This window comes from uncultured Hymenobacter sp. (assembly GCF_964243305.1).
Lineage (GTDB): Bacteria > Bacteroidota > Bacteroidia > Cytophagales > Hymenobacteraceae > Hymenobacter.
This window is the reverse complement of record NZ_CAXTEF010000012.1, coordinates 60,557-83,488: the sequence shown is the minus strand read 5'-3', so window position 1 is coordinate 83,488 and position 22,932 is coordinate 60,557. Positions and strand designations below refer to the sequence as shown.

Annotated in this window: 25 protein-coding genes; 16 read left to right on the top strand and 9 right to left on the bottom strand. The window is 62.5% G+C overall.

All coding sequences use genetic code 11. The annotated features are described in order from the left end of the window. Positions 1-147 precede the first annotated feature (147 nt). Both ACFE70_RS09485 and ACFE70_RS09480 read left to right on the top strand, forming a co-directional pair. On the top strand, positions 148-486 hold the full coding sequence (locus ACFE70_RS09485; protein WP_375417496.1) for a YbaB/EbfC family nucleoid-associated protein: 339 nt from the start codon (positions 148-150) through the stop codon (positions 484-486). Continuing rightward, a complete protein-coding gene (locus tag ACFE70_RS09480; protein ID WP_375417495.1) occupies positions 476-1,591 on the top strand; it encodes a glycosyltransferase family 2 protein in 1,116 nt (371 codons plus the stop codon). The genes ACFE70_RS09485 and ACFE70_RS09480 overlap by 11 nt, the downstream gene beginning before the upstream one ends. 87 nt (positions 1,592-1,678) lie before the next feature. On the opposite strand, the gene ACFE70_RS09475 is transcribed toward ACFE70_RS09480, so the two are convergent. Then, positions 1,679-1,906, bottom strand: a complete 228-nt coding sequence (locus tag ACFE70_RS09475; protein ID WP_375417494.1) for a PspC domain-containing protein — start codon at positions 1,904-1,906, stop codon at positions 1,679-1,681. 174 nt (positions 1,907-2,080) lie between these two features. Here ACFE70_RS09475 and ACFE70_RS09470 point away from each other — a divergent pair, with 174 nt between their 5' ends. The 3 genes from ACFE70_RS09470 (at position 2,081) to ACFE70_RS09460 (ending at position 5,869) form a co-directional block, all read left to right on the top strand. Continuing rightward, positions 2,081-3,907, top strand: a complete 1,827-nt coding sequence (locus tag ACFE70_RS09470; RefSeq protein WP_375417493.1) for a hypothetical protein — start codon at positions 2,081-2,083, stop codon at positions 3,905-3,907. Positions 3,908-4,127: 220 nt separating this feature from the next. Continuing rightward, a complete protein-coding gene (locus ACFE70_RS09465) occupies positions 4,128-5,111 on the top strand; it encodes a pyruvate dehydrogenase complex E1 component subunit beta (protein ID WP_375417492.1) in 984 nt (327 codons plus the stop codon). A 179-nt stretch (positions 5,112-5,290) separates the two neighbouring features. Next, positions 5,291-5,869, top strand: a complete 579-nt coding sequence (locus tag ACFE70_RS09460) for a DinB family protein (RefSeq protein ID WP_375417491.1) — start codon at positions 5,291-5,293, stop codon at positions 5,867-5,869. 185 nt (positions 5,870-6,054) lie between these two features. Here ACFE70_RS09460 and ACFE70_RS09455 read toward each other — a convergent pair whose 3' ends face one another. The 3 genes from ACFE70_RS09455 to ACFE70_RS09445 form a co-directional block, all read right to left on the bottom strand. Continuing rightward, a complete protein-coding gene (locus ACFE70_RS09455; RefSeq protein WP_375417490.1) occupies positions 6,055-6,465 on the bottom strand; it encodes an acyl-CoA thioesterase in 411 nt (136 codons plus the stop codon). A gap of 51 nt (positions 6,466-6,516) precedes the next feature. Next, positions 6,517-7,272 (bottom strand): class I SAM-dependent methyltransferase, encoded by a 756-nt coding sequence (locus ACFE70_RS09450; RefSeq protein ID WP_375417489.1) that lies wholly within the window; start codon positions 7,270-7,272, stop codon positions 6,517-6,519. Positions 7,273-7,396: 124 nt separating this feature from the next. After that, positions 7,397-7,843, bottom strand: a complete 447-nt coding sequence (locus ACFE70_RS09445) for a DMT family transporter (RefSeq protein ID WP_375417488.1) — start codon at positions 7,841-7,843, stop codon at positions 7,397-7,399. Positions 7,844-7,953: 110 nt separating this feature from the next. Here ACFE70_RS09445 and ACFE70_RS09440 point away from each other — a divergent pair, with 110 nt between their 5' ends. The 3 genes from ACFE70_RS09440 (at position 7,954) to ACFE70_RS09430 (ending at position 9,335) form a co-directional block, all read left to right on the top strand. Further along, entirely contained in the window at positions 7,954-8,136 is a 183-nt protein-coding gene (locus ACFE70_RS09440; protein WP_375417487.1) for a DUF2256 domain-containing protein, read from the top strand. Positions 8,137-8,161: 25 nt separating this feature from the next. After that, positions 8,162-8,548: a hypothetical protein gene (locus ACFE70_RS09435; protein WP_375417486.1), complete on the top strand. Its 387-nt coding sequence runs from the start codon at positions 8,162-8,164 to the stop codon at positions 8,546-8,548. 304 nt (positions 8,549-8,852) lie between these two features. After that, a complete protein-coding gene (locus tag ACFE70_RS09430) occupies positions 8,853-9,335 on the top strand; it encodes a nucleoside deaminase (protein ID WP_375417485.1) in 483 nt (160 codons plus the stop codon). A gap of 35 nt (positions 9,336-9,370) precedes the next feature. Here ACFE70_RS09430 and ACFE70_RS09425 read toward each other — a convergent pair whose 3' ends face one another. The 4 genes from ACFE70_RS09425 to ACFE70_RS09410 form a co-directional block, all read right to left on the bottom strand. Further along, positions 9,371-9,793: a Uma2 family endonuclease gene (locus ACFE70_RS09425; protein ID WP_375417484.1), complete on the bottom strand. Its 423-nt coding sequence runs from the start codon at positions 9,791-9,793 to the stop codon at positions 9,371-9,373. A gap of 6 nt (positions 9,794-9,799) precedes the next feature. Continuing rightward, a complete protein-coding gene (locus ACFE70_RS09420) occupies positions 9,800-9,940 on the bottom strand; it encodes a hypothetical protein (protein ID WP_375417483.1) in 141 nt (46 codons plus the stop codon). A 99-nt stretch (positions 9,941-10,039) separates the two neighbouring features. Then, the gene (gene ffh, locus ACFE70_RS09415; RefSeq protein ID WP_375417482.1) at positions 10,040-11,404 is read right to left on the bottom strand and encodes a signal recognition particle protein; all 1,365 of its coding nucleotides are present in this window, start codon (positions 11,402-11,404) and stop codon (positions 10,040-10,042) included. 62 nt (positions 11,405-11,466) lie between these two features. Then, on the bottom strand, positions 11,467-12,057 hold the full coding sequence (locus ACFE70_RS09410) for a hypothetical protein (protein WP_375417481.1): 591 nt from the start codon (positions 12,055-12,057) through the stop codon (positions 11,467-11,469). Positions 12,058-12,117: 60 nt separating this feature from the next. Here ACFE70_RS09410 and ACFE70_RS09405 point away from each other — a divergent pair, with 60 nt between their 5' ends. From ACFE70_RS09405 to ACFE70_RS09370, 8 genes are all read left to right on the top strand, one after another. After that, the gene (locus tag ACFE70_RS09405; RefSeq protein WP_375417480.1) at positions 12,118-13,428 is read left to right on the top strand and encodes a glycosyltransferase family 4 protein; all 1,311 of its coding nucleotides are present in this window, start codon (positions 12,118-12,120) and stop codon (positions 13,426-13,428) included. 95 nt (positions 13,429-13,523) lie between these two features. Beyond that, complete coding sequence (gene pseB / locus ACFE70_RS09400; protein WP_375417479.1) at positions 13,524-14,543, top strand: UDP-N-acetylglucosamine 4,6-dehydratase (inverting); 1,020 nt, start codon at positions 13,524-13,526, stop codon at positions 14,541-14,543. A gap of 26 nt (positions 14,544-14,569) precedes the next feature. Next, entirely contained in the window at positions 14,570-15,751 is a 1,182-nt protein-coding gene (gene pseC / locus ACFE70_RS09395; protein WP_375417478.1) for a UDP-4-amino-4,6-dideoxy-N-acetyl-beta-L-altrosamine transaminase, read from the top strand. 18 nt (positions 15,752-15,769) lie between these two features. Next, positions 15,770-16,423: a pseudaminic acid biosynthesis-associated methylase gene (locus ACFE70_RS09390; protein WP_375417477.1), complete on the top strand. Its 654-nt coding sequence runs from the start codon at positions 15,770-15,772 to the stop codon at positions 16,421-16,423. Then, positions 16,423-17,157, top strand: a complete 735-nt coding sequence (locus tag ACFE70_RS09385; RefSeq protein WP_375417476.1) for a cytidylyltransferase domain-containing protein — start codon at positions 16,423-16,425, stop codon at positions 17,155-17,157. Before ACFE70_RS09390 ends, ACFE70_RS09385 begins: the two co-directional genes overlap by 1 nt. A 4-nt stretch (positions 17,158-17,161) precedes the next feature. Further along, positions 17,162-18,070, top strand: coding sequence for a class I SAM-dependent methyltransferase (locus ACFE70_RS09380; protein ID WP_375417475.1), 909 nt, complete (start codon positions 17,162-17,164; stop codon positions 18,068-18,070). Positions 18,071-18,089: 19 nt separating this feature from the next. Then, a complete protein-coding gene (locus ACFE70_RS09375) occupies positions 18,090-18,719 on the top strand; it encodes a GNAT family N-acetyltransferase (protein ID WP_375417474.1) in 630 nt (209 codons plus the stop codon). Next, positions 18,685-20,625: an NAD-dependent epimerase/dehydratase family protein gene (locus ACFE70_RS09370; RefSeq protein WP_375417473.1), complete on the top strand. Its 1,941-nt coding sequence runs from the start codon at positions 18,685-18,687 to the stop codon at positions 20,623-20,625. Before ACFE70_RS09375 ends, ACFE70_RS09370 begins: the two co-directional genes overlap by 35 nt. 90 nt (positions 20,626-20,715) lie before the next feature. Here ACFE70_RS09370 and ACFE70_RS09365 read toward each other — a convergent pair whose 3' ends face one another. Beyond that, positions 20,716-22,227, bottom strand: coding sequence for a tail fiber domain-containing protein (locus tag ACFE70_RS09365; protein ID WP_375417472.1), 1,512 nt, complete (start codon positions 22,225-22,227; stop codon positions 20,716-20,718). Positions 22,228-22,932 lie beyond the last annotated feature (705 nt).

Sequence of the window (22,932 nt, the reverse complement as noted above, 5' to 3'; positions counted from 1 at the left end):
TAAGCGAAGCATCTCGCGGGCAGCACTAACCTAATCGTCAAGGAAGCTGATTACTGCTCCTGGCAAGATGCTTCGCTTAGGCTCAGCATGATGTTCTTTCCACTGACGTTCTTTCCACTAAATATCCACTGATAAATAAAATAAAAAATGGCATTCGACCTCAACGGCATGATGGGCAAAGTGAAAGAGCTGCAAGACAAGATGCAGCAGGCCCAGGACCAGCTTCAGCATCTCACGGCCACTGGCGAGGCTGGCGGCGGCCTCGTGCGGGCCACGGCCAACGGCCACCGCCAACTACTCAAGATTGAAATCGACGAAACCCTGCTCACGCCCCAGGACCGCGACATGCTCGCCGACCTCGTGGTGGCCGCTGTCAACAAGGCCCTCACCGACGTAGCCGAGCAGGCCCGCGTGGAGCTGCAGCGCCAAACTAGCGGCCTGATGCCCAACATTCCGGGCTTGGATTTGGGCAACTTTGGAGGCTAAGCTTTCGCCCCTACCCCCCCCGCCCGGCCCAAATGCTGCCGACACCGCCATCGTTATTCTAAATTGGAATGGCGCCGGTTTCCTGCGCCGGTTTCTGCCTGGCGTGCTGGCCGCCGCCGCTGGCGCGAGTGTCATTGTCGTCGACAACGCCTCGACCGATGAGTCGCGGGCGCTGCTGGCGCGAGAGTTTCCGGCCGTGGAAATGCTGGCGCACCCCGAAAACCTGGGCTTCTGCGAAGGCTACAACCAGGCGCTGGCGCAGCTGCAAGGGCGGTTTCGCTACTACGTGCTGCTGAACTCCGACGTGGCCGTGGCGCCCGGCTGGCTGCCGCCGCTGCGCGAGCTCCTGGAAGCTAACCCGCGCATCGCCGCCGGGCAGCCTAAGATTCTGAGCTACGCCGACCCGGCGCAGTTTGAGTATGCTGGCGCTGGTGGCGGCTACCTCGACCGGCTGGCCTACCCCTTCTGTCGGGGCCGGCTCTTCGACACACTGGAACGTGATGAGGGTCAGTACGATGACGCCCGGCCGGTGGCCTGGGCCAGCGGCGCCTGCCTGCTGGTGCGCGCCGAGGCCTGGCACGCGCTCGGCGGCCTGGAGCCCGCGTTTTTCGCCCACATGGAAGAAATCGACTTGTGCTGGCGCTTCTGGAACGCCGGCTACGAGGTCTGGTACTGCGGCCAAAGCGCCGTGCAGCACGTGGGCGGCGGCACGCTGCCCAAAACCAACCCCCACAAAACCTTTCTCAACTTCCGCAACGGCCTGGCTATGCTTTACAAGAATGCCGCGTCCGGCGAGCTGTATTGGCCAATGGTGCAGCGCCTGCTGCTCGACGGCGTGGCGGGGCTGCGCTTTCTGGCCGGGGGGGGGGTAGGGAATTGCTGGGCGGTCGTTCGGGCTCACCTCAGCTTCTACGGCCAGCTCGGCTACTGGCAAAAGCAGCGCCGGGCCGCCCGGCCCCGTCTGCGGGTGGCCGAGCGGCCCGGCGTGTATCAGGGCAGCCTGGTGTGGGCGTATTTTATCGGGGGGAAAAAGACGTTCAATCAGTTAAATACCAAAAAAGACCGTCATGCTGAACGCAGTGAAGCATCCCTACCGCGTAAGTAATCAATGCTAAACAACGATTGAATTACTGCGCGGTAGAGCTGCTTCGCGGGGCTCGGCATGACGGTCTTTTTCGGGGTTTAACTGCCTTTACAAATCCCAGACGGTGCTGCGCTGCTGGCGCATCCCGCGGGCCACGTCGCGCCAGAAGGCGGCGGCGAAGTAGAATACCACCGGCGAGCCGAACGTGAAAAACGACACGTACACGAATGAAAGCCGCACGCTACGGGTGCTGAAGCCCCAGCGCTGCCCCAAGGCCGAGCAGATACCAAACGAGCGGGCTTCGAGGAAATCGGTGAGGGTGGTGAGCGTTTTCATAAGCTAAGCGAATAGGAATCAGCGGATAAGTTGGGCTAAGATAAGCAATCAGGGGGGATGTGGCAAGCGCGGCGGGCCAGCTGGTTGGCCGGCGCGGCCTACTTTCGGGGCGCGGCGGCCGGCTAAAAGCAGCCCTTGTTCGTTGAAGGCCGCGAGAGCTTTTTTGATTTTCGCTTGAAAAACCTTCTTTTTTTCACGAAGCCCGCCACGGTTTGCCGGTTGGCGGGCCTGCTGGCTGCGGCGGTGCTACCAGCTTGTACGCTGCCGCGGGTGCTGCGGGTTGCCGAAGCCGGCCGGCAAGTCAGCGTGGCCCCTACCCCCCTCACGGCGGTGGGCGAGACCGTGCCGTTCACGGTGGAGGCCCGCGTGCCGGCCAGGCACCTGCACAAAAACGTGGTCTACGAGGTGCTGCTGCGCTACCGCTACGACCACGGCCTGCGCGAAGACTCGGTGGGCCGGCTCACCTTCGTGCTCGGCGACTACGTGTATGATGAGAACAACAAAAGCCTGCTCGTGGCCCGCAAGCAGTTCACCCTGCCCAACACGCCCGCCCGCAACCCCGGTGAGCTAATTGCTCGCGGCCGGGTGCGGGAGCTGAAGGCCGGCGGCAAGGTGCTGGCCGCCAAGGCCGAAACGCCCGTCGCCCGCGGCATCGTGCAGCCCAACCGCCTCATCGTGCGCGAAGACACGGCCCTGGTGCTCCTGCCCGAAGCGGCCCGCAATGAGACCTCGGGCACCCGCACGCTGCCCTTCTACTTCGACGCGGGTAGTGCCGTGCTGCGCAACTTTCTGGGCACCAACGTGCAGGCCCTCGAAGACCTCATCGATGCCAACCAGCGCACCCGCCGCGTGCTCATCGTGGCCGGCCACTCACCCGACTCGGCCGACACGCGCAACCCGCGCCTGGCCGACCGGCGCGTGAAAGCGCTCAAGGATTACTATGTGAATCGGGTGCGCGGCTTCTCGTATCTCAATAAGGTCGAGAACATTACCTTCAACACCCAGGCCTACCACCGCCGCTGGGACTTGCTGCTGAGCAAGGTGCAGACTTCGGCCCTCAAGCCCGAGCAGATTGACTCAGTGGTGAGCATCATCAACGAGGCGCGCGGCTCGTACCTGGACAAGGAAGCCCAGCTGCGCCAGCTCTCGGCCTACGACTACATTGCCGACTACATCTACCCGGTTTTGCGCCAGGGCATCGTGGCCGTGACCTACGAGGCCGCGCCGCGCTACAATTCCGAGCTGTATCTGCTTTCCAAAAAGATTGTCGATAAGCAGCTCGAAGCCAGCGCCCTCACGCCCGAAGAGCTGCGCTACTCGGCCACGCTCACGCCGTTATTGGCGGAGAAGCAGCGCATCTACGAAACCGCTGCCGCTAACACCAGCGCCTGGCAGGCCTTCCACAACCTGGCTGTGGTGCTGCTCGAGCGCAGCGAAAAGGAGCCCACCGAGCGGGTGCGTCTGGCGTATCTGCGCCGGGCGGCCACCAACTTCACCCTCGCCGCCCACCGCAACCCCACGGCGGAGCTGTTTTACCACGCCGCCACGGCCTACCACCGCGCCGGCGACCAGCTCGAAGCCCTCCAGAACTACGACTACGCCATCCGTCAGGGCGGCGATAAAGCCCTGCTGCGCAAAATATTCTCGGACCGCGCGGCCCTCGAAATGCAGGCCGGCCAGCCCGACGAGGCCGCCCGCAGCCTGCGCTACGCCGGCCCCAGCTACCAGAACAGCATGAACCAGGCCTTGCTCTACCTGCGCCAGAACGCCCTGCCCGAAGCCGCCGCCCAGTACCAGCAAGCCCAGGCCCAGCGCCCCACGGCGGGCGCCCCGCTCTACGGTCAGGCCATCGTGGCCGCCCGCCAGAAAGACGAAGCCGCCGCCGGCCGCCTCTTGGCCCAGGCTGTGAAGCTGGACCGCCGCCTGGCTCAGCAGGCCGTGGAGGATTTGGAGTTCATGGATTATGCCCAGGGCAAGGCGTTCCGGGAGGCGCTGCGGTAGGATAGCGCAATAGGAACGTCATGCTGAGCTTGTCGAAGCATCTCGCATGGGGAAGTAATCAGCTTCTGCAACGATTAGATTACTGCTGTACGCGAGATGCTGCGCTGCGCTCTGCATGACGTTCCTTCTTGCTTTCCCTACCCCCTCTCATTTGCCCAACGCCAACCCCCGTCGTAGCTTTGTCACTCGCTAAAAATCTGCCTTTCACCGACCAAAATCTATGCGTACCATCCAATTCCGCGAAGCCCTGCGCGAGGCCCTGAGCGAAGAAATGCGCCGCGACCCGCGCGTCTTCCTCATGGGCGAGGAAGTGGGCGAGTACAACGGCGCCTACAAAGTCAGCCAGGGAATGCTCGACGAGTTCGGGCCCGAGCGGGTGCTTGACACGCCGATTGCCGAGCTGGGCTTCGCCGGTATCGGTGTGGGCGCGGCCATGAACGGGCTGCTGCCGGTCATTGAGTTTATGACCTTTAACTTCTCGCTCGTCGCTATCGACCAAGTGATTAACTCGGCCGCCAAGCTCTACTCCATGTCGGGCGGGCAGTATTCGTGTCCCATCGTGTTCCGTGGGCCCACCGGCAACGCCGGGATGCTCAGCTCCCAGCACTCGCAGAACTTCGAGAACTGGTACGCCAACACGCCGGGCCTGAAAGTGGTGGTGCCGAGCAATCCTTACGACGCCAAAGGCCTGCTCAAAACCGCCATCCGCGACCCCGACCCGGTGATTTTCATGGAGTCGGAGCTGATGTACGGCGACAAGGGCGAAGTGCCGGAAGAAGAATACCTGCTCGAAATTGGCAAAGCCAACGTGGTACGCGCAGGCCAGCACGTGACCCTAGTGAGCTTCGGCAAGATGATGAAAGTGGCCCTGGCCGCCGCCGACGAGCTGGCCAAGGACGGCGTGCTGGCTGAGGTCATCGACCTGCGCTCGGTGCGCCCAATTGACTATGACACGCTGGTGAACTCGGTGAAGAAAACCAACCGCATGGTGGTGGTGGAAGAGGCCTGGCCGCTGGCCAGCATCTCCGGCGAGCTGGCTTACATCGTGCAGCGCCGCGCCTTTGACTACCTCGACGCGCCTGTCATCCGCATCACCTGCGCCGACGTGCCCCTACCCTACGCCCCCACGCTCATTGAAGCTAGCCTGCCCAATGTCGGCCGGGTAGTAAAAGCCGTGAAAGAAGTGACTTACGCCAAAGCTTAGCGTAGCCGCGCTTGCTTAACCAAAAAACGCCAGCCGGAGCATTCCGGCTGGCGTTTTTTTGTGGCCTTACTCCCTCCGCCGAGAGGTCGGCCTTGCCCGGAGGTGCGGGATTTGGCTTACCTTTTGTCGGCAACCACGGCTCAGCTATTTCCTACCCCCACCCTGCCCGCCAACGCGCCATGAATCACCGCCTGCATCTGCGCCTCGAACAGCTGGAGCGCGCCACCGAAAACCTGCTGCGCTCCACCGAGGCGCTGGGGCCGGCCGCCACCACGGCGCCGAGGCCGGGGCAGTGGTCGGCGGCGCAGGTGGTGCAGCACCTGCTGCTGGCCGAAACGGGCATCGTGGCCTACTTGCGGAAAAAACTGGCCGCGCAAGAGCAGCTGGAGCGCGGCGGGGTGCGAGCGCAACTGCGCTCCGGGCTCTTGCGCCTAGCCCTGCGCCTGCCGGGCCTACGCTTCAAGGCGCCACCGCGGGCCGGCATCGAGCCCGACGCGGCCACCGTGCCGCCGCTGCCCGAGCTGCGCCAGCAGTGGGCGCAGGTGCGCCGCCAGCTTGAGCAACTGCTTAATGAGTTTCCCGGCGCGCAGCTGCACCACGCCATTTTCAAGCACCCGCGCTCCGGAATGCTCACCATCGGCCAGACCCTGGATTTCATGCTCGACCACGTGCTGCACCACCAGCAGCAGTTGCGCCGCATCACCAAGGCAATTGGCAATGAGCACTTAACAATGAACAGTCAGCGGCTAGCCTCATAGGAGCAGCCCATCGGCAGCAATCCCTACCCCCCTCTCCCGCGCCAAAGCCCCCGCGGGGCGGCCCAATCCATCCGCGCCAAATTGCGCAACTAGCCGCGTCGCCCCGCGGGGGCTTTTCCTGTTTTCCTACCCCTGCCTTCTACCAATGGGCCGCTCCCCCAAGGCTAACTATTAACTGTTCATTGTTAACTGCTCATTGCCCGCAGGGCCGCGGCCAGCTCCGGCGGGGGCAGGCAGAGCTTACGCTGGTCCAAATCCAGCCAGGCGCCCTCGACGGTGACGGTGGCCGCGGTCCGACCATCGGCTTTGTAGAGCGTATGCAGAATAGTCCAGCGCCCCCCGTCGTCGCTGAGGCTAACCAGGCGCGCATCCACCCGAATGGCCTCGCCCAGGCGCACTTCCTTGAGGAATTTAGTCTCCTCCCGGAAAAGAATCGGCCCCAGGCGCAGCTCGGCAAACCGCTTTAAGTCAAAGCCGGCCCGGCCCAGCAGGGTTACGCGCTGGTCGGCGGCAAAGTCGGCGTAGGCCGAGTGGCGCATGTGGCCGTTGGGGTCCATTTCGGCCCAGCGCACGGGGTAGGTCAGCGAATTATCCATGAGTCTTTATTTTAGAGTGGCAGCTGCCTACCAGCCGCCAGTGAGTGCTGTTTAAGCAGCTGGCTCGCTAGTGCCGGCCAGCGGCGTGAGCCGGGCCAGGTACTGGTCCTGCTCGTCGTGGCCGATGATTTCGGCCACGTAGCCAGCGGCTTCGGCCGCATCCTGGAGCAGGGCGGCTTCGAGAAAAAGCCAGGGAAATGGCTCGCCGGTCTGGCCTTCGTAGCTCAGGGTATAGGTTATTTCGCCGTGGTAGGGTCCGTTGAGGTCAAGCACCACGGCGCCGTCCTCGTCCTCATACAGGTACGCCACATCCGACGAGGTGGCCAGAATCTGGCCGCCGGGCGCCAGCAGCGGGCGCGCATGAGCCAGAAACTGGTCGAGGCCGGCCAGCGTCCCCACCAGGCCCAGGCCGTTCATAAGCAACAGAATCGTGTCGTAGGGCAGCTCCTGCGCCAGCGCGGCATCGAAGAGGCTGTGGCGGGCTACCTCGCGCACGCCGCGGGCCTGCATCACGGCTACCGCGCCGGCCGACACGTCCACGGCCTTCACCTCCCGAAAGCCGCGGCCTTGCAGCTCTAGGGCGTGGGCGCCGGCGCCGGCGCCCAGGTCCAGCACCCGGCCCCGGCACTCATCCAGGGCCTGGCGCTCCAGCTCCGGCATTTGCAGCACCGTGCGAAAGAAATAGGCCGCCGACAGCGGCTCGTCCTCGGCCACCGAGCAGTGCACGGTGAGCGTGGCCGGCTGTCGGCCCTGCTGGTAGTCGAGCAGCGCCCGGCCCAGGATGTCGGGGGCGGTGGTAGTAGTCATCTTTGAGATATAAGTTAGAAATTATGAGTTATGAGTTGGAACAATGAGCGAGAGATAACGAAGCTGTTTAGGAAGTCATCAGCACATCCTGAACAGCTTCAACTCATACCTTTTAACTCATAACTCAATTCGAATTTATCAGCCACACGCCCAGCAGCAGCAGGGCCACGCCCAGCGCGCGCAGCCCCGATACGGGGTGCAGCGGCAACCCCAGCAGCCCGAAATGGTCGAGCACCAGGGCCAGCACCAGCTGCCCCACCACCACCAGGGCCACGGTGAGCGTGGCGCCCAGGCGCGGGGCCAGCGCCGTGACCACGGCCACGTAGAACGCGCCCAGCAGGCCGCCCACCAGCGTCAGGGGGGGTAGGGCACGCAGCCCGGCCACCTGCCGCAGCGGCGCGCCCTGCGCCAGCACTACGCCCAGCAGCGCCAGCGTGCCGATGCCAAACGACACCAGCGCCCCCACCAGCGGGCTGCCCGCCGCCTGCCCCACGCGGGCATTGAGCGAGGCCTGAATGGGCAGCACGGCCCCGGCCACAAACCCCAGAAAAAGCAGCAGCAAGCGCAGCATAAAGACCAGAAAACGGAAGGAAAAGCCAAAACTACCCAAAACTTCGCGGCGGCCGGGGCCGTTTGGGCAAGACCGGCGCTGCTGCCGCTGAGCTGCTTTTCGTTTTTCCGGTGCCGCTTCCGCCTCCTAACCAGCTGAAAAAAGGGCAACTACCTACCAAAGTCTGCGCCACCTGCGGACGCCCGTTTGAGTACCGCAAAAAGTGGCGCGCCAATTGGGACGCCGTCAAGTACTGCGGCGAAAAGTGCCAGCGCCACCGCCCGGCCGCACCGGGTGGCTCTTCAATATCCTGATATCTTTCCTTTCCCTACCCCCCTCATGGCTGTCAACCTCGACTACCTCGACCCAAACCTGCACCCGCTCGAAGAAGCCGTCAAAGCGTATCTGGCCGCCGAAGAAGATTTGCGCAAGCTGCAAGTCGAGCAGCGCAACGAGCCCCTGCTTGATGCCGAGCAGGCCCAGGCTGCCGCCGCGTTTGAGCAGCGCCCCCCCACCGGTTCCTACGACCAGGACGAGGACGAGCAAGCCCAGCAGGAAGCCGACCTGCGTGACGACCTGCGCCGCCTGCACCAGCAGGTGCTCGACCTGCTGCCCGTGCGCGATGAGTGGGTGAAAGTGAACCTGGGCTACGGCCCGAGCCGCGTCGGGGCCTTCCGCGTGCCCGCCGCCGGTGACGAGCAGTTCGAGGTGCGGGTGGTGCAGTAGCCACAAAAAAAGAAGGACAGCGCATAGCACTGTCCCTCTCCACAACCAAAACACCTTAAAAACTATTCTTTCGAGTTCAGAAATTACAACAACCGGGCCAACAACCCGGTCGAGATTTAATTTTGAGGATAAATTTTTCTGCAATTCCCTAAAGAGCAGGAAAAACTTGGCGAGAATTCCATTGAATTCGTTGCGCAGCTCACCCGGACCGCTGCCGACGACCCGGTAACTTTTCTGGCTCTAAAGCACCTCACGGCACGGCTTTGTCCCGAATCTTCTCGGCGGCCGGTGTCCCCTACCCCCCATGCCCGCCCCAACCCCCGACCCGGCCTTCATGCGCGAAGCCATCCGGCTCTCCATCGAGAAGATGCGGGCCGGCCACGGCGGCCCCTTCGGCGCGGTCATCGTCCAGGATGGGATAATTATTGCCCGCGGCTTCAACCAGGTCACCAGCACCCACGACCCGACCTGCCACGCCGAAATCGACGCCATCCGCAAGGCCTGCGCCGCGCTCGGCACGTTCCAGCTCGCCGGCTGCGACCTCTACACCTCCTGCGAGCCCTGCCCCATGTGCCTGGGCGCCATCTACTGGGCCCGGCCGGCGCGCGTGTTCTTCGGCAACACCAAAGCCGACGCCGCTGACGCCGGCTTCGACGACCATTTCATCTATCAGGAAATAGAAAAGCCGCTGGGAGAGCGGCAAATCCCAATGCAGCCGTTGCTGCGCGATGAGGCGCTGGCAGGCTTTCGCGCCTGGGCCCGGCACGAGGGGCGCACGGAGTACTGAACCGGGGCTTATTTCATCTCGTCAAAGATGTCGGTTCACTCAATGTTCAGGCCGGGCAGCGTGTGCACCGGCATGGCGCCAGGCTCGAAATAGATGCCCATTAAGTCGAAAGCGCCGCTAGCATCTCGAATAAAAGCAGTAATTACTTGCTCGTTGGCATACACAATCCAGTACTCCGCTATACCTTGAGCAGCGTAGAGGTCGAATTTGGTGCGGGTGTCGCGCACCAGGGACTTGGGCGAAACAACTTCAATAATTAAATCAGGTGCTCCCACGCAACCGAGTTCATCGAGCTTAGTGGGGTCGCGTACTACAAAAATATCCGGCTGTACTACGGTGTTAGTCCGCTCGTTAGCGTAGCCGTTGCTGCCGGGCAGGCGAATATCAAACGGCCCCAGACAAACGCGGTACGGACTGCGCTTAAGTGCCCGGTGAAGCTCGCCGAGCAAATTTCCCACGCACTGCTAATGCTTGGTGAACGGCGTAACCCTCGGCACCACGCGCCCCGCAATCAACTCCACGTATTCCGGAAATTCCCACGTCAGATAATCGGCGTAGGTGTAGCTACCGTTCGGGTCGAGCTGCGAGATATCAGTGATGATCATTCATATCGTAAAGCTAGCAGGCCCGGCACCATGACGCAGACGAAGGGGGTAGGGATTCTGGCAAATCCCTACCCCCTCTCTCATGCGCAGAGTCCCCGCTTACCGCCCGCCGAAGCCGCCGCCGCCCTTCATGCCGCCCATCATCTTGGCCATCTGGGCCATGCCGCCCTTGGTCTGGCTCATCTTGTTCATGGTGCGCATCATCTTGCGCATGTCCTCGAACTGCTTCATCAGGGCATTGACCTGCTGAATGTCCGTGCCGGAGCCCTTGGCCAGGCGCTTGCGGCGGCTGCCGTTGATAATGTCAGGCTGGGCGCGCTCCTGCTTGGTCATGCTCTTGATGATGCTCTCCACAGGCACGAAGGCATCATCCTCAATTTCGACTTCCTTCATGGCCTTGCTCATGCCCGGAATCATGCCCATCAAATCCTTGAGGTTGCCCATCTTCTTGATTTGCTCCAGCTGCCCGAGGAAGTCGTTGAAGTCGAACTGGTTTTTGCGAATCTTGGCGTTGATGCGCTTGGCCTCATCCTCGTCGAACTGCTGCTGAGCGCGCTCAACGAGCGAAATCACGTCGCCCATGCCCAGGATGCGCTGGGCCATGCGGTCGGGGTAGAACAGGTCCAGTGCCTCCATCTTCTCGCCCGTCGAGATAAACTTGATGGGCTTCTCGACCACGGCCCGAATGCTGAGCGCCGCCCCGCCGCGCGAGTCGCCATCAAGCTTGGTGAGCACCACGCCGTCGAAATTGAGGCGGTCGTTGAAGGTTTTGGCCGTGTTCACGGCGTCCTGCCCGGTCATGGCATCGACCACGAACAGCGTTTCCGAAGGCGAGATAGCGCGCTTGACCTGCTCGATTTCGCGCATCATCTGCTCGTCCACGGCCAGGCGGCCGGCGGTGTCGATGATGATGACCTTCTTGTTGTTTTTCTTGGCGAAGGCAATGGCATTCTGCGAAATCTCGACCGGATTCTTGTTTTCGACCTCGGCATAAACCTCCACGCCAATCTGCTCGCCGAGCACCTTGAGCTGGTCGATAGCGGCCGGGCGATACACGTCGCAGGCCACGAGCAGCACCGTGCGGTTTTGCTTTTTGATGAACGCGGCCAGCTTGCCGGCAAACGTTGTTTTGCCGGAGCCCTGCAAGCCCGAGAGCAAAATGATGGCCGGGTCACCCTTAATCACGATGTCCTGCTTCTCGCCGCCCATCAGCTCGGTCAGCTCATCATAGACGATTTTGGTCATCAGCTGGCCCGGCGAGACGGTCGTCAGCACGTCGCGGCCCATCGCCTCGTCCTTAATTTTATCGGTTACGTCCTTGGCAACCTTGTAGTTAACGTCAGCATCGACCAGCGCCCTTCGGATTTCCTTGATGGTGGCCGCGACGTTGATTTCGGTGATGGAGCCCTGGCCCTTGAGGGTCTTAAAGGCTTTGTCGAGCTTGGTAGAGAGGGAGTCAAACATAAATAACAGATGGTGCAGATAAAGCCGCGAATGTCGCGAATAGGGTTTGGCGCGGCTAAGATTTATGAGGCGTCGCGCAGGCGGTTTTCTACCTCGCGCAGACGGGCGTCCAGCTCGGCGTTGGTGGGGACTATTTGCTCGGTACGGGTCAGGCGCATATCCACATCGGTCACTTTTTCGGTGAGTTCGCCGGTCTGACCGAAGGTAGCTTGCAGGCGTCGATTTATAGTGCGCTGCTCATCAGTGAGAGTATCCACTCGCTCGGTAAGGTGGTCGACTCGATCAGTGAGATTGTCCACCCGCTCGGTGAGGTGGTCGACTCGATCAGTGAGATTGTCCACCCGCTCGGTGAGATGGTCTACTCGCTCGGTAAGGTGGTCCACTCGCTCGGTAAGGTGGTCAAGCCGCTGATTTGTGCCAGTCAACTCTTGTTTGACGCCATCAATTTTATCTTCCAACCGCCCAAACCCGGTAATCATCACTTCGGTGAGGCGCTCGAAGCGGCGCATGTTGTCTTCCCGGTCCTGGTCGGCCCGCGCCCGGTCCCGGTCGGCGGCGCGCATCTGCTCGGCTAATAGAGCGAGGATTTCGGAAAAATTATCAGCCATGACCAGGTGGTAGAAAAGGATAAGTAGAACTGTAAAAGTAGCCAAAAAAGCCCAAAACACGGGTTCCGGCGTACCTTGGCTGCCCGTTTTCCTACCCCCCCTGCCGTGCCCGAATCCCGCCCGCTGCGCCTGCTGATTATCACCTACTACTGGCCGCCGTCGGGCGGCGCCGGCGTGCAGCGCTGCTTGAAATTCGTCAAGCACCTGGCTGAATTTAACGTCGAACCCACTGTCATTACCGTGGACCCGGCGCGGGCAACTTACCCGGTCCTCGACGAGAGTTTGCTGGCTGAGGTGCCGCCCGCTGTGCGCGTCATTCGCACCGCCACGGCCGAGCCATTCGGCTCTTATCAGAAGCTCACCGGGCGGGCCGTGCCCTACGGCGGCTTTGCCAGCGAAGCCCGGCCGGGCCTGCTGCAACAAGCCGCGCGCTTCGTGCGCGGCAACTTATTTCTGCCCGACCCGCGCCGGGGCTGGAACCGCTACGCCCTGGCCGCCGTCGAGCGGCTGCTGGCCGCCGGCGAAACCTTCGACGCGGTGCTCACGTCCTCGCCGCCGCATTCCACGCAGCTGATTGGCCTGGAATTGAAGAAGCGCCACGGCCTGCGCTGGCTGGCCGATTTGCGCGACCCCTGGACGGATATTTACTACACCAAGGACCTGCACCGCACCGCGCCGGCCGCCTGGCTCGATGCGCGCTACGAGCGGCGGGTGCTAACCCAGGCCGACGCCGTGCTCACCACCAGCGCGGCCACGCGGCGGCTGTTTTTAAATAAATATCCGGCCTTGCCGGCCGGTAAGTTTCAGGTGCTGCCCAACGGCTACGACGAAGCCGATTTCACGGCCCCCTCGCGCCCCCCGGCCGACTGCCTGCTGATTACGCACACCGGCACCATCAGCGAAACCTACGGAATTGAGAAGCTGCTGCGGGCTGTGGCCGAGTGCCAGCGCCGCCACCCCCTCGTGCCGCTGCGCCTGCGCTTCGTGGGGCAGGTGTCGGCCGGGCTGCGGGCCCAAATCGAGCAGGCCGGGCTGCTGCCGGCCACCGAGCTGCGGCCGTTCGTGCCGCACGCGCAGTCGGTGGCGTATTTGCTGGCCAGCTCGGTGCTGCTGATGGCTATCCCCGACGTGGCCAGCAACGACGGCATTCTGCCGGGCAAAGTGTTTGAGTATCTGGCCGCCGGCAAGCCAGTGCTGTGCGTGGGCCCGGCCGGCTCCGATGCTGACCATCTGTTGCGGGAGTGCGGCGCGGGCCAGGCGCTGCCCTACCACGACGACGAGCTGATGCTGGCTACGCTGGAAGCGCTGGCCGCCCGCTGGCGGGCTACTCCGAACCTGGACCTGCCCGGCCCGCGACCCGCCCGCTACTCCCGCCGCGCCCTGACCGGGCAGCTGGCCGGCCTCGCGCGCGGGTAGTTCGCGCGGGTAGCTGCGGCCCGGAAGGGGGGTAGGGAATTGGGCGCTCCGTCGGGCCAGCCCTTACCTTTGCCGGCCATTCCCCTTTCCTCTTCATGGCCCTCGACCTCAATCATAAATCCCTTCTCGTCACCGGCGGCACCGGCTCGTTCGGCAAGCAGTTCGTGCGCACGGTGTTTGAAAAATACCCGCAGGTGCGGCGGCTGGTCGTCTTTTCCCGCGACGAGCTGAAGCAGTACGAGATGAGCCAGGAGTTCAGCCAGGCCCAGTACCCGGCCATCCGCTATTTCATCGGCGACGTGCGCGACGCCGAGCGCCTGCACCGCGCCTGCGAGGGCATCGATATCATCGTGCACGCCGCCGCCCTCAAGCAGGTGCCCGCCGCCGAGTACAACCCGATGGAGTGCATCAAAACCAACATCTTCGGGGCCGAAAACGTGATTAATGCCGCCCTGGACTGCGGCGTGAAGGAAGTTGTGGCCCTGAGCACCGACAAGGCCGCCGCCCCCATCAACCTCTACGGCGCCACCAAGCTCTGCTCCGACAAGCTCTTTGTGGCGGCCAACAACATGAAAGGCTCGCGTGATTTGCGCTTTTCGGTGGTGCGCTACGGCAACGTGATTGGCTCGCGCGGCTCGGTGGTGCCGTTCTTCTTGCAGCAGCGCCACACCGGCGTGCTGCCCATCACCCACCCCGAGATGACGCGCTTTAATATCTCGCTTGAAGAAGGCGTGGATTTGGTGCTCTATGCGCTGGAAAACGCCTGGGGCGGCGAGATTTTCGTGCCCAAGATTCCGAGCTACAAAATCACGGAAGTGGCCCGCGCCATTGGCCCCGACTGCGAGCAGCGCATCGTCGGCATCCGCCCCGGCGAAAAGCTTCACGAGGAGATGATAACCGAAACCGACGCCCTGAGCACCATTGAACTGGAGCGCTACTACGTGATTTTGCCCGCCACGCCCACCTTCGACGTGGAGAAATTCACGCAGCACTTCCAGGGCACGCGGATGCCGCTGGGCTTCCACTACGACTCGGCCAATAACGATGAGTGGCTGGACGCGGAGCAGATTCGGGAGGAAATCCGGTTGCACGTAGACCCGAACTTTGCGGTTTAATGCCGTCAAAGCTTACTGCTGACTTCATGCCGAACTCATCCTTCCACCCCACCCGCCCCCTACCCTACGGCCGGCAGCACATCACCGAAGCGGATGTGGCGGCCGTCACGGCCGCCATGCAGGCCGACTACCTGACGCAGGGGCCCACCGTGGGCGAGTTTGAGCAGCAGTTTGCCGCCTACATCGGGGCCAAGTTTGCCGTGGCTGTGAGCAACGGCACGGCCGCCCTGCACCTGTGCGCGCTGGCGCTGGGCGTGGCGCCGGGGCAGCGTGTCATCACGACCCCGCTCACTTTTGCTGCCTCGGCCAACTGCGTGCGCTACTGCGGCGGCGAAGTGCACTTTGCTGATATCAACCCGGACACTGGGCTGATTGATTTAGCGCAAGTGCGGGGCCTGCTGGAAGCGCATCCCCAGGGTTATTTCCAGGGCCTGATTCCGGTTGATTTCGCCGGGCTGGCCGTGAATTTAGAGCAGGCCCGGCAGCTGGCTGACGAGTTTGGGCTCTGGATTATTGAGGACTCCTGCCACGCGCCAGGCGGCTTTTTCGTCGATGGGGGGGGTAGGGAGCAGTGCTGCGGCAACGGGCAGTTCGCCGATTTGGCCATCTTCAGCTTTCACCCCGTCAAGCACATTGCTACCGGCGAGGGCGGCATGATTACGACTAACCGCGAAGACCTCTATCATCACCTGTTGCGGCTGCGTACCCACGGCATCACCCGCGACCCGGCCGACTTGGTGCGCGAGCCTGATGGCGGCTGGTACATGGAAATGCAGGAGCTGGGCTACAATTACCGCCTGCCCGACATGCTTTGCGCGCTGGGTTTGAGTCAGCTCGCCCGCGCCGACGAGGGCCTGGCCCGCCGCCGTGAGCTGGCCGCCCGCTACGACGCCGCTTTTGCGAATCTGCCCGGCGTGACGCCGCTGGCGCCCGGCCAGCCCGGCCATGCCTACCATCTTTACGTCATTCAGGTCGTGGACCGGCGCGGGCTGTATGACTTTCTGAAAACCCGGCAAATCTTTGCGCAGGTCCACTACATTCCGGTGCACCGGATGCCCTACTATGAAGCTTTGGGCTGGCGCGCAGGCGACTTTCCACACGCCGAAGAATACTACCGACACTGCCTGAGCATTCCGCTGTTTCCCACGCTCACGGATGAGGAGCAGGACTACGTCGTGGCGTGCATTCGCAAGTTTATCCTTTCCTAATTTCCCCACCCCCTCGTTTTGCAACACACCCCGCAGGAAAACTTCTGGACCGGCGACTTTGGCCGCGACTACACGGACCGCAACTCGCGCGAGCTGGACGAGTGGAATGCCTTCTACCGCGCTACCTGGGGCCAGACCAGGCTGGAGATGAACCAGGATTTCGTGGGCGAGCTTCCCCGCGACGCCCGGCTTCTGGAAGTGGGCTGCAACACGGGAATGCAGCTGCGGGGCCTTCAGGAAGCTGGTTTTACCGACTTGTACGGCGTAGAATTGCAGCCCTACGCGGTTGAGAAAGCCAAACAGTACACGCAGCACATCAATATTGTGCAGGGCAGCGGCTTTGATTTGCCCTTCAAGGACAACTTCTTTGAGGTGGTGGTCACCAATGGCGTGCTGATTCACATCGCGCCGGCCGACCTGCCGCGCATCATGGCCGAAATGGTGCGCTGCTCCCGGCGTTACATCTGGGGATTTGAGTACTTCGCTCCCGAGCTGACGGCCGTGCCGTACCGGGGAAACGAGGGCTTTTTGTGGAAGGCGGACTATGCGCAGCTGTTTCTGGCGCAGTTTCCGGGGCAGCTCCGGCTGGTGAAGCAGGAGCTGTTTTCTTACGTGACAGACGCCGAGCGCGGCAACCAGGACGTGATGTATCTGCTCGAAAAGATAAACTGATGCGGCGGGTCGGCATTATTTCGCAAGTGCGTATGGGCAGCACCCGCCTGCTGGGCAAGGTGCTGCTGCCGGCCGCCGGCCGCCCGCTGCTCGACTACCACGCAGCGCGCCTCGCCGGCAGCGGCCTGCCCGTGGTGCTGGCCACTACCACCGAGGCGGCCGACGACGTGCTAGCCGCCTACGCCGCCGCCCACGCCCTGCCCTGCTACCGGGGCTCCGAAACCGACGTACTGACCCGCTACCACGAAGCCGCCCAACACTTCGGCTTCGACGTGATAGTGCGCGTGACCAGCGACTGCCCGCTGATTGACGGCGAGCTAATCGGGGCCGCCGTGGGCCGCTACCTGGCCGAGGGCAACCCACGCGCCTACCGCTCCAATGGTGTGGTGCGCACGTTTCCACGGGGGCTGGACTTCGAGATTTTCTCGGCCGAACTGCTGGCCGAAGCCTTTGCCCACGCCAGGCTGCCCTACGAGCGCGAGCACGTGACGCCCTACCTGAAAACCACGCTGGCGGCGGCCGGGCGGGTAGCTTTGCGCGACGAGGTGTGGGCCGGCGGCGACCTGAGCCGTTTCCGCATCACCCTCGACACGTCCGAAGACTACGCCGTGCTGCGCCGGCTGATTGAGGAGCACGACGCCGCTTCCCTACCCCTGCCCGCGCTGCTGAAGCTGCTGCCGGCCCAGCCCGACCTCATGGCCCTGAACGCCCACATTGAGCAAAAAACCACGTGAGCTTATGACCATTCCCGACGGGCTGCGCCGCAACGAGCTGGGCTACTATGAGGTGACCGACAAGCCCACGGCGGCCGAGCTGCGGGCCTATTACGCCCAGCGCTACTACCAGGAAAACCACGCCACCTACCAGGCCGCCTACCCCCCCGCCGAGCTGGAACACATCCGGGGCAAGCTGCGCCTGCGGGCGCACGTGGCGCAGGCGCTGGCGGACGCTACAGCTCCCGGCCGCTTCCTCGACGTGGGCTGCGGCGAGGGCTGGGCCCTGGCCTACTTCCAGGAGCAGGGCTACGACGTGCTGGGGCTGGACTTCAGCAGCTTCGGCCTCGACCAGCTGAACCCGGCCCTGCGCGAGCGGCTGCGCACCGGCGACCTGTACGAGCAGCTGGTAGCGCTGCGCGCTGAAAAGGCGGCTTTTGAACTGCTGTGGCTCGATAATGTGCTAGAGCACGTGCCCGACCCGGCGGCGCTGCTGGCCGGCTGCCGGGCCCTGGCCGCGCCCGGCGCGGTGCTGATGGTAGAAGTACCCAACGATTTCTCGGCGCTCCAGGAGCACCTGCTGACCGCCGGCCACATCGACCGGCCCTTCTGGGTGGCACTGCCCGACCACCTCTCCTACTTCAACCAGGCTGGCCTGACGGCCCTGGCCCTGGCCACCGGCTGGCGCGTGGCCGACGTGCTGGCCGACCACCCCATCGACCTCGATTTGCTCAACCCCGCCACCAACTACGTGCGCGACCGCGCCGCCGGCCCCGCCAGCCACCGCAAGCGCGTCGAGCTGGACAACCTGGTGCAGCACGCCGCGCCGCTGCCGGCCGTGGCCGCCTATTACCGCGGCTTAGCCGGCGTGGGCCTGGGCCGCAACATCGTGGCCTTTCTACGGCCCGACGGCGCCGAAACGGCCGCACCCTAAGTTTTCTGCTTTCCTCGTCATGCTCCCTACCCCCCCTCCCTGGCCCAATGCCTATGCTGCTCTGCCGGACCTCACTGCGCCCGCGCCGGGCCGGGCCGGCTACGCTCTGATGCCCATTCGGGCGACTGACCGCGAAGCCATTCGGCAGTGGCGCAACGCGCAACTCAACGTGCTGCGCCAGACGGAGCCGCTGTCGGTAGCCGCGCAGGACTCGTACTTTGAAAGCACGGTGCGGCCTCTTTTCAGCCAGCCCCAACCAAATCAGCTCCTGTTTTCGCTGCTGCTGGACGGAGCACTGGTGGCCTATGGCGGGCTGGTGCATCTGCACTGGCCGGATCAGCGCGGCGAGGTTTCCTTCCTAGCCGACCCGGCGCGAGTGGCCGACCCAGCCACCTACCGAACTGATTTTCAAGCCCACCTGCGCCAATTGGCAGCCCTGGCTTTCGGGCCGCTGAAATTGAATCGTTTGTTCACCGAAACCTACGACGTTCGGCCGGCGCACGTCGCTATTTTGGAAGAAATAGGGTTCCGGCCCGAGGGACGGCTACGCCAGCACGTGCGCCTGGCCGGTACCTTTGTGGATTCCCTTCTGCACGGCCTGCTGGCCGCCGACTATGTCCCCTACCCCCCTGAACTTCCCGTTTCGTAAAGTTTTCGTCAGCGGCGCGGCCGGTGTCATCGGCCAGGAAATGGTAGCCCTACTGACTGCTTTGCCCGGCGTCGAGGTACTGGCCGCCGACCTTAAACCCCGCCCGGCCACTTTTCCGCCCCCCATCCGCTACCGGCAGGGCGACCTTAACTTTCTGACTGAGGCTGAGCTGGCGGCCTTTGAGCCGGACCTATTTGTTCACTTGGCCGCCACTTTCGAGCGCAGCACCGAAACCTACGGGTTTTGGGAAGAGAACTTCCAGCACAACGTGCAGCTCAGCCATCGCCTTATGACGGTGACTAAGGGCCTGCCCAGCTTGCACCGGGTAGTATTTGCATCCAGCTACCTTATCTACGACCCGGCGCTTTACACATTTGCGACCCCGCCCGCCGCCCCGCGCCGCCTGCGCGAAGACGACCCGCTGCAACCCCGCAACCTGACGGGCATGGCCAAGCTGGCCCACGAAATTGAACTGCGATTTCTCGACGGCTTCCGGGGGACGCAGTTCACGACCGTAAGCGCCCGCATTTTCCGGGGCTACGGCCGCAACTCGCGCGATGTAGTGTCGCGCTGGGTGCGGGCAGCTCTGGCCGACGAGGAAATCACGGTCTATGGTGCTGAATCGCAGTTTGATTACCTCTATGCTGCCGACACGGCCGAGGGTCTGCTGCGCCTGGCTGCCGCAGAGCAGACCACCGGCATCCTCAACTTAGGCACCGGCCGCGCCCGCCGCGTGGCCGACGTGGTGGCCGAGTTGCAACGTCACTTTCCCGGCCTGCGCACCCGCATTGAGCCCTCGCCCATTCCCTTCGAGGGCTCAGAGGCCGACCTGACGGCCTACGTGGCCGCCACCGGCTGGACGCCGCCCACCGCCCTGGAGACGGCCATTCCCGCCCTTATTGCCTACGAGCGCGGTCGCCTTGACGATGCCCCGACTGCCGCTGCGCCCGGCCATGTGCTCATCACCAGCGCGGCGGCCAAGGTGCCGCTGGTGCAGGCCGTGCGGGCCGCCGCCACCCGCCTGCACCCGGCCGTGCGCGTGGTGGGCGGCGACCTGAATGCCGCCGCTACAACTCAATACTTCACCAACGACTTCTGGGCCATGTCAGCCCTGAATGACGCCGTACTACCCGGCCTGCTGGCTGAATGCCAGGCGCGCGGCATCACCCACATTATCCCGACCCGCGACGGCGAGTTAGCCTTCTGGGCCCGGCACCGGGCGGCGCTGGCCGCAGCCGGCATAGCGGTGCTGGTGAGTGAGCCGGCCGCCGTCGCGCGTTGCCTCGACAAGCTGGCATTTGCCGAGTTTGGGCAGGTACGCGGCTTACCCGTCATCGCCACTGCTTTGCACCCCGATGAGCTGCCGGGCGCCCCGGCCCTGCTGGTGGTGAAGGAGCGCCACGGGGCCGGTTCGCGGCAGCTGGGTTTGGCGCTGAGTCCGGCGGCGGCGCTGGCTCACGCCCAAGGCCTGCGAGAACCGGCGTTTCAGCCCTACGTGACGGGGCGCGAAATCAGCGTCGATGCCTACGTGGACCAGCGGGGCCGGGTGCACGGGCTGGTAGCGCGCACCCGCGACGTGGTGGTGAACGGCGAGTCGCAGGTGACAACCACGCTGCCCGACGAGGCGCTGACGGCCCAACTCACGGCCATCGTGGCGCAACTAGGTTTATACGGCCCGCTCGTGCTGCAAGCCATTGTGGATGAGGATGGCGGGTTGCACCTTATCGAGTGCAACTGCCGGTTCGGCGGCGCTTCCACGCTGGGCATCGCGGCCGGCGTCGATTCGTTTTTCTGGTTTTTGCAGGAAGCGGCCGGGAATAATTTGGCCGATTTTCCGTTCTGCCCCGCCGCTGTGCCCCTGCGCCAAGTGCGGGCTGCGGCCGACATGGTGACGGTCGTAGGATAGGCTTTTTCCCGCGCCGCCACTATCACATAGTTAAAAGCAAGGAAGGCCCCGCACTTTGTGCGGGGCCTTCTGCCGACAACATCAGACCATTCAGCGGGTAAGAACCATCCGCCTACTCACGACTTCTTTACCATTCACGCGCAGAGTGTAGATATAAACACCGGCCGATAGTGAGCCAGCTTGCACCTCTACCGCCTGCTGGCCACCGGCCAGATTGGACAGTGTTTTTACGGTGCGGCCCTGCATATCGCTAATCACGAGGGTGGCCCCGGTTATGCCAACCGGCAACGAATAGTCAATCCGGGTTGCCTGGCCGAAAGGATTAGGCGCGTTCTGCTCCAATTTCACCTGGCTCATATCCAGGCTGGCCGGAGCAGCTTTGTCCGTGGGAGCACTATCCATGCTTTTCCCCACCAATGTCCGCAGCTCGGCCACTTGCGTTTTCAAGTCCGTAAGCTGCTGTTGCAGTTGCGCTGCCTCTGTTTGCTTGGCATCAAGCTGCTTTACAGCCTCTACCAGTACGGGAATAATTGCATCGTAATTTACGGCGAAGAAGCCATCTGCTTGCTTAACGACAGCTTCGGGCATTACCTTTTGTAATTCCTGGGCGATGAAGCCATCCATGCGGCCATCTGGGAAGCTCCGCTCCGCGAATTCCTTCTTCTTGAAGGCATACGTGCGGCCGTTGATTTTGCGAATCATATCCAGCCCGTTTTTCAGCGGCTTGATATCCGACTTAAACCGCTCATCAGACGAGATGAGAGAACCTGAACCGGTAACCGTGCCGGATGCGACTACTTGTCCGTTGGCGCGCACTTCAAAGATAGCATTACCCAGCCTCCCATTATTCTGGTTGTTAACCGAAAATATGGGGCGGGTTACTATTGCGGAGCCATCTGTCCGACGCCCAAGTATGGTCACGAGAGGTCTGCCAATTCCGAACTCATCAATTACATCATTGGCCGGAGCTACTTCACCAACAATAAACAAATTTTGCCGCACATCATTAGTGCGGGTTGAAATAATAGCAGGCGCAAATTGACCCGCAGTATTCGTAGAATTAGTAATTGACAAGAAATTGCCGGGCGCATCTGCTACGCCAATTCGGAGGGGTATTTCTCCACCTGACACGGCCGTTGCCGTAATTTCAGCGGCCGGGGCCGCGGTGCCTCCTTGCAGTTTGAGCACGTCCGTGAACGTGTTGTTAAACTGGTTGCTGATAAAGCGCATCCGCAGCACGCTGTTGACGTTCTCGCCCCAGCCAACTATCAGGTCTTCCGCGCCCGTACCGGTATTGGTTACTTGGTTGAACAGCCCGAACTGAGACCTTTTTTGCAGCCGCAAGCCGTAAGGAAGCACGCCGCCTACCCCGAATGGTGACTCCCCCAGCGCCGACCAGTTATCGTTGAGGGCAAACTGGCCGAACAAACCACTGCGAATTTGACCCAACGGGCCGGTAGCGCCGGAAGCTGGCGTTCCATTGACCGAAGTGCCCTGAATGGTTTGCCCAGGGGTTAGTACTTGCGCAGAGGCGGTGCTACCGGCAGCGACGCCCAGCATGATAAGGAGCGCCGTGACGCGAAAAATGGTAGATGGTTTCATGGCTTTTTTTAAGTTATGAGTGTAATCGCCTACTCTGACAGCACTACCACGCTCGGCTTTTCAGCCGCCGGGCGTAGTAAGTCACAGTACTCATCGTTTTTTACAGCCCTTGGTGCCATCTCATGACCAGTGGATTGGACACGGCTGTTCCGTTCACCTCCTTTCCGGGTTAAAAAAGTTGAAAACCTTACGTCAGTCTCGAAAACCGAAGAAATCACGGCTTTAGAACGACTAGTGATAAGTCGTTGAGCGGGAGCAAGAGGCCACGCAGCACGGTATCCAACCTTGAATAAAGGAGGTGTCCGCAAGGGTAATATGAGCATCTCAGGCAAGCTGTGGCCTAATATGCTAGTCAGAGGATAACGATAAACGCTACTGTCTGGAATTGTGCCTTGATGAACAGGCGACTTCAGCTTAAAGACCAGCTTGGTAAAATAATGTTTGATTCAAAATGAAAAATAAGTTAATTTATAAATTACAGACGCTGACATAGCGCATAAGCCAACATGACGCATAATGAGATAATGCGCAAGGCATACCTTTGCGGCCCCGTTCATCGATAATTTTGCACCCGTCTTACCACAGACTACGCCGCTCGCGGCCGAAACCCGGCTGGCTTACGTGCTGCGGCACTTCTGGCGGATATATGAGTCAGAATTAGCGGTGCGCTTTGGCAAACCGGGAGGGGAGTAAGCTTTTTCCGTG